This is a genomic window from Methylophaga sp. UBA3192 (genome assembly GCA_002363955.1).
Lineage (GTDB): Bacteria > Pseudomonadota > Gammaproteobacteria > Nitrosococcales > Methylophagaceae > Methylophaga.
The window spans coordinates 139,098-148,185 of record DEXE01000007.1; the positions used below are offsets into that span (position 1 = coordinate 139,098).

Genomic DNA, 9,088 nt, shown 5'->3' on the forward strand with positions numbered 1-9,088 from the left:
CCGTGTTACAGCTATAGGTTTTTATTGTGATGTTCAAAAAAAAGCCCCGCTAGGCGGGGCTTCCAAATCAAACCTGAATTGACTGAATTATTCTGCAGCCACTTCATGAACAGCTTTCATACTCAGGCGAATACGGCCCTGACGGTCAACTTCCAGTACCTTCACTTCAATCATGTCACCTTCAGACAGTTTATCACTGACATTTTCCACACGCTCATCAGAGATTTGTGAAATATGTACCAGTCCATCTTTACCTGGCAGAATCGTGACAAACGCCCCAAAATCCATCAGCTTGGCAACACGGCCCTGATAGACCTTGCCGACTTCAACTTCAGCGGTGATTTGCTCAATACGGTGTAATGCATCCTGACCCGCATTGAAATCCGAAGAGAAAATCATCACGGTGCCATCATCCTGAATATCGATAGTTGCACCGGTTTCTTCGGTGATTGCACGAATGGTTGCGCCACCTTTACCGATAACATCACGAATTTTATCAGCATGAATTTTCACAGTGATAATACGTGGTGCAAATTCGGACATTTCCTGACGGTGCGTTGAGATCACTGCATTCATTTTTTCCAGAATATGCAGACGACCATCACGGGCTTGCGCCAGTGCAGTACGCATGATTTCTTCGTTGATACCTTCGATCTTGATATCCATTTGCAGTGCCGTCACACCTTTTTCGGTACCGGCCACTTTAAAGTCCATATCACCCAGATGATCTTCATCCCCCAGAATATCGGTCAAAACGGCATAACCATCTGGTTCTTTAATCAGACCCATCGCAATACCGGCAACAGGTGCTTTAATGGGTACACCGGCATCCATTAACGCCAATGAGGTACCACAGACAGAGGCCATTGAACTTGAACCATTGGATTCAGTGATTTCAGATACGACGCGAACCACATACGGGAATTCTTCAGCAGTTGGCATAACCGCCTGGATACCGCGTTTAGCTAATTTTCCATGACCAATTTCACGACGTTTCGGTGAACCAACAAAACCGGTTTCACCAACACAGAATGGTGGGAAATTGTAATGCAGCATAAAGCGATCACGGTATTCACCTTCAACGGCATCAATCATCTGTGCATCACGTTCCGCACCCAAAGTTGCCACCACAATCGCCTGAGTTTCACCACGGGTGAACAATGCAGAACCATGCACACGTGGTAATACAGTAGTTTCAACGAATACTGGACGTACAGTTTTGGTATCTCGACCATCAATACGTGGTTCACCGGCGATAATACGACCACGAACCAGTTCTTTTTCCAGTTTACCGAACAAACCTTTCACTTCATCTTCAGACCATTCACCATCTTCACTGACTAATGCCTCAACAGCGGCTTGACGAATTTCTGAGAGTTGATCCTGACGCTGCATTTTATCGCTGATAGCGTAAGCCGTTTTAATGCCTTCAAACGCTTGCTCTTTAACCGCATTATATAGACGATCATCTTTTTCCGGAGCAGTCCAATCCCAAGCCGGTTTGCCAGCTTCGGCTTTCAATTCATCAATCAGTTTGATTGCTGTCTGAATTTGTTGATGGCCATACATAACTGAGCCTAACATCACTTCTTCTGGCAATTCAGAAGCTTCTGATTCCACCATCAAGACCGCACTGACAGTACCGGCAACCACTAAATCCAGTGAGCTGTTGGCTAATTGTTTTTTAGACGGATTCAGAATGTAGTTACCATCAACATAACCGACCCGTGCGGCACCTAATGGGCCATTAAAAGGTAAACCTGAGATAGCTAACGCTGCAGAAGCACCGATCATTGCTGGAATATCGGGATCAATTTCAGGGTCTAAAGCCATTACGGTGGCAATTACCTGAACTTCATTAATGAAACCTTTCGGAAACAATGGACGTAATGGACGATCGATCAGACGGGATGTCAGCGTTTCTTTCTCTGAAGGGCGGCCCTCACGTTTGAAAAACCCACCGGGTATTTTACCTGCAGCATAAGTACGTTCTTGATAATTTACGGTTAACGGAAAGAAATCCTGGCCAGGATTTACATTTTTCTTTCCGACTACAGTTACCAGCACTGATGTCTCACCCAGACTGGCAATAATGGAACCACCCGCCTGACGAGCAATTTTTCCGGTTTCCAGGCTAAGCGTATGCTCACCGAACTGAACTGTCTTTTTTACTGAATTCACTAGTATTTCCTTCTCTTGACTACATCAGCCATGAACCTTTTCATCACTGATTTAAAAAACGATAAACGCATAAATGAATATGCCCCTGAAACCGCGGGGGATTTCAGGGGCATATCAGTCAACGCACCAGCCTAATGCCAAAGATATTGGCGGAGGCTCGATGAGATGTTTTGCAGATCACGTCGGGTAATTTAGCGACGCAGACCTAAGTCAGCAATTAAATCACGGTAACGGTTAATATCCGTTTTTTTCAGGTAGTCGAGCATTTTACGACGACCACTAACCATTTTTAACAAACCTTGACGTGAGTGATGATCATGGATGTTAGTTTTAAAATGGTCTGAAAGATTGGTAATACGGGCAGTCAGCAGAGCTACCTGAACTTCAGCTGAGCCGGTATCGCCTTCAGTACGACCGTATTTTTTGATGATTTCTTGCTTTTGTTCTGCAGTAATTGACATAAAAACTCCAACTTTTTATAGCCTTTGGCTATGAGTTAAATTCTGAAATAATCCAGCGGGTTAAACCGGATTACCCAACCTTTTAAGAGTGGCGAATTTTACCGGTTTTATCTGCTATTCACAAGCGGGTTAAACCGTATCACCGGTAACAAACAAACGTTTTGCTGACACCGTGCCGTCCTGCGCTAATTCACCCAGACCGATAAACTGATCCTGAACATCAAATAGACGGACTTTTGCGCAATGACCTTGAAATTCCGTTGTGACACTGCGACCAAAACGCATATCAGCAGACATATCGGCATCCAGTCTTACTTCAGGCCAGTCCGGTAATGCTTCATGAGCAGGTAATAATTGAGAATCAAGCCCCGGTAAGCCTTGTTGTTCTGCCAAATCCTGTAACCTCTCCAGACTTAATGCCTGGGTTAAATCATAACCAGCGGCATCCGTACGTCTTAACATAGTGACATGTCCACAACTGCCTAAAGCGGCAGCAATGTCCTGAACTAAGGTGCGTATATAGGTCCCTTTGCTGCAGGATACCTGCAAGGTAAAACTGTCAGCATCACAGGCCAGCAATTCAATACTGTAGATGGTAATCAGACGAGATTTCCGTTCGATTTCTATGCCCTGACGAGCCAGCTTGTATAGTGGCTGTCCCTGGTGTTTTAAGGCTGAAAACATCGGCGGAATCTGTTGTAGCTCACCGGTAAAGTCCTGCAAAATACGTTGCAGTTTTTCCTCTGAATAATCCGGGATATTCTGTTGAGCGATAACGTCACCATCACTATCACCGCTATCGGTGAGAATGCCTAGCTGGCAACGCACCTGATACTGTTTATCAGCATCCAGCAAATAGGTGGAGAGTTTGGTAGCTTCGCCCAGGCAGACAGGTAATACCCCGGTTGCTAATGGGTCGAGACTACCGGTATGTCCTGCCTTGTTTGCATTAAATAATCGTTTAACGCGTTGCAAAACATGATTTGAGGTCAATCCGGTAGGCTTGTCAATAATCACGATACCGGTAATATCGCGACCTTTTTTACTGCGTTTTGCCATCGGAGAAACTCAATCTTTATCAGTTTCTGAATCGGGTTCTTGTTCGTCTTTGATATCGGCATTGGCCTTAGAGATCAGTTCATCCATATAAAAGCCATGTTCCAGCGTGGTGTCATAACGAAATTGCAGCTCCGGCATGATGCGTAATTTTACGCGCTTTGCCAGCGCCCGACGCAGGAACCCTGCAGCGTTATTTAATCCTGCCAGACATTCTTTGGCGGCTTCTTCTGAATCAAATCCACTGAGCCGTGTCACATAAATACGCGCATATTTAAGATCGGATGTCACATCAACATGTGACACCGTGACCATACTGACACGCGGATCAGCCAGATCATGCTGAATCAGCAAGGCCAATTCACGCATCATGACCTCACTGATTCGATTTGTGCGACTAAATTCTCTTGCCATTAAAGACTCGGTTTCATCAGGACACGTTCAAAGACTTCGATTTGATCACCCGGTTTGACGTCTTTGTAGTTTTTCACACCAATACCACACTCCGTACCGGCATTGACTTCATTAACATCATCTTTGAATCGACGCAGTGATTCCAGTTCACCTTCGTAAATAACCACGTTATCACGCAAGACACGAATCGGGTTGTTACGTTTGACGCTGCCTTCCAAGACCAGACAACCTGCAATATCACCAAATTTCGGAGAGCTGAACACATCATCAACCCGTGCCAGACCGATAATTTCGTCTTTATAGACGGGCTCAAGCATACCGGTCATGGCTTTTGTCACCACATCCAGCAAATCATAAATAATGCTGAAATATTGAACATCCAGGCCTTTTTCAGCAATTACTTTACGCGCAGTATTATCAGCGCGAACATTAAAGCCGATCAGAATAGCATCAGAAGCGGCAGCTAACTGTGCGTCAGTTTCGTTAATACCGCCGACACCAGAACCAACAACCCGGACCTGTACCATATCGGTCGACAATTTCTGCAGACCCTGACTGACAGCTTCAACCGAACCATGAACGTCACCCTTAATGACGACATTCAGTGTTTTCAGATCGCCGGCTTCCATTTTGTTGAACATATCATCCAACTTGGCAGCCTGCTGTTGTGCCATTTTCAGTTCACGTGCTTTGGTCTGACGGAAGCTGGCAATTTCTCTTGCTGTGCGATCATCCGGCGCCACCTGTAACTCATCACCCGATGCAGGTGTTCCGGACAGACCCAGTAATTCAACAGGAGTTGAGGGACCAGCTTCATCCATTTGTTGGCCATTTTCGTTGAACAAGGCGCGAACCCGTCCAAATTCCTGGCCAACCACCACGATGTCACCTTTTCTCAAAGTACCACGCTGCACCAGTACGGTCACAACGGTACCGCGACCTTTATCCAGTCGCGATTCAACCACTGTACCGTGGGCAGGCCCTTTAACCGGTGCAGTTAACTCCATCACTTCAGCTTGCAGTGAGATTGCATCCAGTAAATCATCAACGCCCATACCCGTTAAGGCTGAAACAGGCACAAACTGTACATCACCGCCCCAGTCTTCGGGAACAACTTCGTGGTTGGTTAATTCTTGCTTAACCCGATCTGGAGTGGCATCAGGCTTATCCATTTTGTTAACAGCAACAATCAGCGTTGAACCGGCTGCTTTGGCATGTTGTACAGCTTCAATGGTTTGCGGCATCACACCATCATCTGCGGCTACTACCAGAACCACAATATCAGTGACTTTGGCACCGCGTGAACGCATTTCAGTGAAAGCCGCATGGCCGGGCGTGTCGAGAAAAGTGACTTCACCACGACTAGTTTCAACCTTATATGCACCGATATGCTGAGTGATACCACCCGCTTCACCAGATGTCACCTTAGTACGACGGATATAATCCAGCAGTGAGGTTTTACCATGGTCAACATGACCCATTACAGTTACAACAGGTGCGCGAGGAAGTGCTTCACCCGTTACTTCAATCGAGGCTTCAAGAGCCTGTTCAACTTCGTTTTCCTGGACTGGTTTGGCTACGTGGCCCATTTCTTCTACCAGAATAACGGCAGTATCCTGGTCCAGAACCTGATTGATAGTGGCCATTGTGCCCATACCCATCAAGGCTTTGATAACCTCGGCCGCTTTAACTGACATGCGCTGGGCCAGATCAGATACTGAAATGGTATCCGGCACACTGACTTCACGGACAACCGGTGCGGTTGGACGGGAAAAGCCATGTTCCGTAGACGTTTCGACTGTAGTCGTTTTTTGTGAAACACCTTTTTTCTTTTTACGGCGTCCTTTACCTTCACTGACATGAAGTTCTTTACGCTCAAATTCATCATCACGCTGAAAACGACCACGACGTGCTGGTTTGTCTTTACTTGCAACGTGTTTAGCGTCAGCCTCTTTACGATCGGGTTTCTGTTCTTTGGCTTGGGCTTCAGCTGCCGCCAGGCGAGCTTCTTCTTTGGCTTTTTCTAACGCTTCTTCTTCCTCACGGGCTTTTTTACGAGCTTCCAGGGCTTTTTCAGCATCAATTCTCGCGAGGTTAGCTGCACGACGTTTCGCATCGGCCTCTTCAAGTTTTTTATGGGCTAATTGAGACGCGGTTAATTCGGGTTTTGCAGGCGCCTTTTTAACCGTTTGCGATTGCTTTTGCTCTTTAACTTTAGCTTCTTCTGCTAATGCCTTTTGCTCTTCTTCAGCCGCTAAACGAGCTTCTTCAACAGCCAGTCTTTCAGCTTCAATTGCTGCGGCTACCGCAGCAGCTTCACGCTCAGATTCTTCTTGCTGACGACTGCTTTGTTCTTGCTGTTTGCGCGCAATTTCCTGCAGTCGGAGCTGCTCCTGGCGAGCCACTTCTTCTGCATTTGCCTGAGCCTGCGTCGCTACCGGAACAGGTTCTTCCGCAGGAGTGTTGGTTTCAACTTCACTACGTTTTACAAAAGTTCTCTTTTTACGAACTTCAACACTGACGCTTTTACCAGCCTGACGGGATGTGCCACCACCTAATTTAATTTCACTGACTGATTTACGTTTCAGTGTGATTTTTTTCGGTGATGCGTCTTTATCATTCGCCACTTTGCCATGTCTTTGCTGTAAAAATTGCAACAGACTTTGCTTTTGATCTTCAGTAATCAGATCATCTGGCTTTGAAACTTTAATGCCAGCTTCGTTAAGCTGATCAACTAAACGCTCAGGTGTGATACCGACTGTGTCGGCCAGGTCCTTAACCTTCATGTCACTCATTGGTTACTCCCCTGTTTCTGTTTGTTCGTCGGCAAACCATGACTCACGTGCTTTCATGATAAATGCGGCAGCTTGTTTTTCATCAATACCAGCCACTTCGACCAATTCATCCACGGACTGATCTGCAAGGTCATCAACGGTTAAAACACCCTGACTATTCAGTTTGGCAACCAGCTCAGCAGTCATTCCAGGCAAATCCTGTAACGTTTCGGCAGGAGAAGCGTTTTCAATCTGCTCTTCACTGGCAATTGCCCGTGTCAGCAATACATCTCTGGCACGTGAGCGTAACTCGTTCACAATATCGGTATCAAACTCTTCGATATCAAGCATTTCCTGTTCCGGCACATAAGCCACTTCTTCGAGAGAAGAAAAACCTTCCTGAGCCAGAATTAAGGCAACGTCTTCATCTACATCCAAATCCGCCATAAAGGTCTGAATCAATGAACTGATTTCAGTTTCTGCTTTCTGATCTGCATCTGAGGCAGACATCACATTCAGTTCCCAACCAGTCAATTGGCTGGCTAATCGAACATTCTGACCACCGCGACCAATCGCTTGTGATAACTGTCCATCTTCAACGGCGATATCCATACTGTGCGCATCTTCATCAACGACGATGGATAATACTTCAGCGGGTGCCATGGCATTAATTGCAAAACGTGCTGGTTCTTCATCCCATAGAATAATGTCAACACGCTCACCGGCCAACTCATTGGTCACAGCCTGAACACGTGAACCACGCATACCGACACATGCGCCAACCGGATCAATTCTTGGCTCGTGAGCTAAAACGGCAATTTTTGCTCGTAAACCGGGGTCACGGGCAGCCCCCTTGATTTCAATCATGCCGTCCCCGATTTCAGGTACTTCAAGACTGAACAGTTCAATTAATAATTCAGGCGCTACGCGGCTGATAATAAGTTGTGGCCCACGCGCTTCTGAACGAATCTCTTTTAAATAACCACGAACCCGGTCACCACTGCGGAAATTTTCACGCGGAATCATTTCTTCACGTGGTAATAACGCTTCAGCATTGCCGCCTAAATCCAAAGTCACATTGCCACGTTCCACACGTTTAACCGTGCCATGAATCATTTGACCGACTTTTTCACGGTACATATCGACCACTTGGGCACGTTCAGCTTCGCGAACTTTTTGAACGATAACCTGTTTTGCTGTTTGCGCAGCTATACGGCCAAACTCAACCGATTCCATTGGTTCGCGGATATAGCCACCGACTTCAGCATCAGCCTGTTTGGCCAGGGCATCCGATAGTTTTATTTGGGTTTCCGGAGATTCAAATGTTTCGTCATTATCGTCAACAATTAACCATTGACGGAAAGTTTCATAGTTACCGGTAAGGCGATCAATCGCAACATGCGCATCTATTTCCATCTCATAGCGTTTGCGGGTAGCCATAGCTAACGCCGCTTCTATCGCCTGAAAAATAACTTCTTTCCCCACGCCTTTTTCATTAGACATGGCATCAACAACCAGTAAAATTTCTTTATTATTCATCTCGCCCCCAGTGGATCGACGCAAGCGATTGATCCAAAACTAAGTTTTTTCATTAACAGCAAATAATACGCTTTTTCAGGCAACCAGTCGTGCTTTAGCCAACTTTGCCAATGGTAAGGCGTAAACCTCGCCATCTACTTCAATTAGTACTTCACCATTTTCGAAGCCCTGAAGCACTCCAGTAAAATTCCGTCGACCTTCCACAGGTAATTTTGTGGTTATTTTTGCTGGCGAGCCAGTAAAGCGGATGAAGTCTCGTTCTTTAAATAAAGGACGATCAAATCCTGGTGAGGAAATTTCGAGGGAATAGGCTTTTTTGATGGGGTCTTCAACATCGAGGATGCCGCTGACCTGATGACTGACACGCTCACAATCTTCAATACCTATGCCTTGATCTGCATCAATATAGATTCTGAGGAGTGGATTTTGTCCACCCTGAATGTATTCCACACCGACCAGCTGGTACCCCAGCGACTCAATCGGTGCTTCAATTAGTTTTTCAATTTGATCAGATACGGCCATAGGCTAACAAATAAAAAAAAAGGGCCATTGGCCCAATTTTAACTCCACAAAAACAAAAACCCCAATTAGGGGTCCTGTCTTAACATTATTATTGGTAGCGGGGGCTGGATTTGAACCAACGACCTTCGGGTTATGAGCCCG

Annotated in this window: 7 protein-coding genes; all 7 read right to left on the minus strand. The window is 46.0% G+C overall.

Features of this window, described 5'->3' with window-relative positions; all coding sequences use genetic code 11:
* Window positions 1-87 precede the first annotated feature (87 nt).
* Window positions 88-2,181, minus strand: a complete 2,094-nt coding sequence (gene pnp, locus B2337_RS11590) for a polyribonucleotide nucleotidyltransferase (RefSeq protein ID WP_292415004.1) — start codon at window positions 2,179-2,181, stop codon at window positions 88-90.
* Between the two features lie 191 nt (window positions 2,182-2,372).
* Window positions 2,373-2,642 (minus strand): 30S ribosomal protein S15, encoded by a 270-nt coding sequence (gene rpsO, locus B2337_RS11595; RefSeq protein WP_278361242.1) that lies wholly within the window; start codon window positions 2,640-2,642, stop codon window positions 2,373-2,375.
* Window positions 2,643-2,771: 129 nt separating this feature from the next.
* Window positions 2,772-3,701 (minus strand): tRNA pseudouridine(55) synthase TruB, encoded by a 930-nt coding sequence (truB, locus tag B2337_RS11600; protein WP_292415005.1) that lies wholly within the window; start codon window positions 3,699-3,701, stop codon window positions 2,772-2,774.
* A gap of 9 nt (window positions 3,702-3,710) precedes the next feature.
* Window positions 3,711-4,112, minus strand: coding sequence for a 30S ribosome-binding factor RbfA (gene rbfA, locus B2337_RS11605; protein WP_292361663.1), 402 nt, complete (start codon window positions 4,110-4,112; stop codon window positions 3,711-3,713).
* Window positions 4,112-6,907, minus strand: a complete 2,796-nt coding sequence (infB, locus tag B2337_RS11610; protein WP_292361662.1) for a translation initiation factor IF-2 — start codon at window positions 6,905-6,907, stop codon at window positions 4,112-4,114. Before infB ends, rbfA begins: the two co-directional genes overlap by 1 nt.
* Window positions 6,908-6,910: 3 nt before the next feature.
* Window positions 6,911-8,425 (minus strand): transcription termination factor NusA, encoded by a 1,515-nt coding sequence (nusA, locus tag B2337_RS11615; RefSeq protein ID WP_292415006.1) that lies wholly within the window; start codon window positions 8,423-8,425, stop codon window positions 6,911-6,913.
* A gap of 75 nt (window positions 8,426-8,500) precedes the next feature.
* The gene (rimP, locus tag B2337_RS11620; RefSeq protein WP_292361660.1) at window positions 8,501-8,947 is read right to left on the minus strand and encodes a ribosome maturation factor RimP; all 447 of its coding nucleotides are present in this window, start codon (window positions 8,945-8,947) and stop codon (window positions 8,501-8,503) included.
* Between the last annotated feature and the right edge of the window lie 141 nt (window positions 8,948-9,088).

Bases quoted from the DNA above. Each gene is read 5' to 3' on its own strand.
- truB (WP_292415005.1), bottom strand. From the start codon at position 3,701: ATGGCAAAACGCAGTAAAAAAGGTCGCGATATTACCGGTATCGTGATT.
- rimP (WP_292361660.1), bottom strand. From the start codon at position 8,947: ATGGCCGTATCTGATCAAATTGAAAAACTAATTGAAGCACCGATTGAG.
- rpsO (WP_278361242.1), bottom strand. From the start codon at position 2,642: ATGTCAATTACTGCAGAACAAAAGCAAGAAATCATCAAAAAATACGGT.
- rbfA (WP_292361663.1), bottom strand. From the start codon at position 4,112: ATGGCAAGAGAATTTAGTCGCACAAATCGAATCAGTGAGGTCATGATG.
- nusA (WP_292415006.1), bottom strand. From the start codon at position 8,425: ATGAATAATAAAGAAATTTTACTGGTTGTTGATGCCATGTCTAATGAA.
- infB (WP_292361662.1), bottom strand. From the start codon at position 6,907: ATGAGTGACATGAAGGTTAAGGACCTGGCCGACACAGTCGGTATCACA.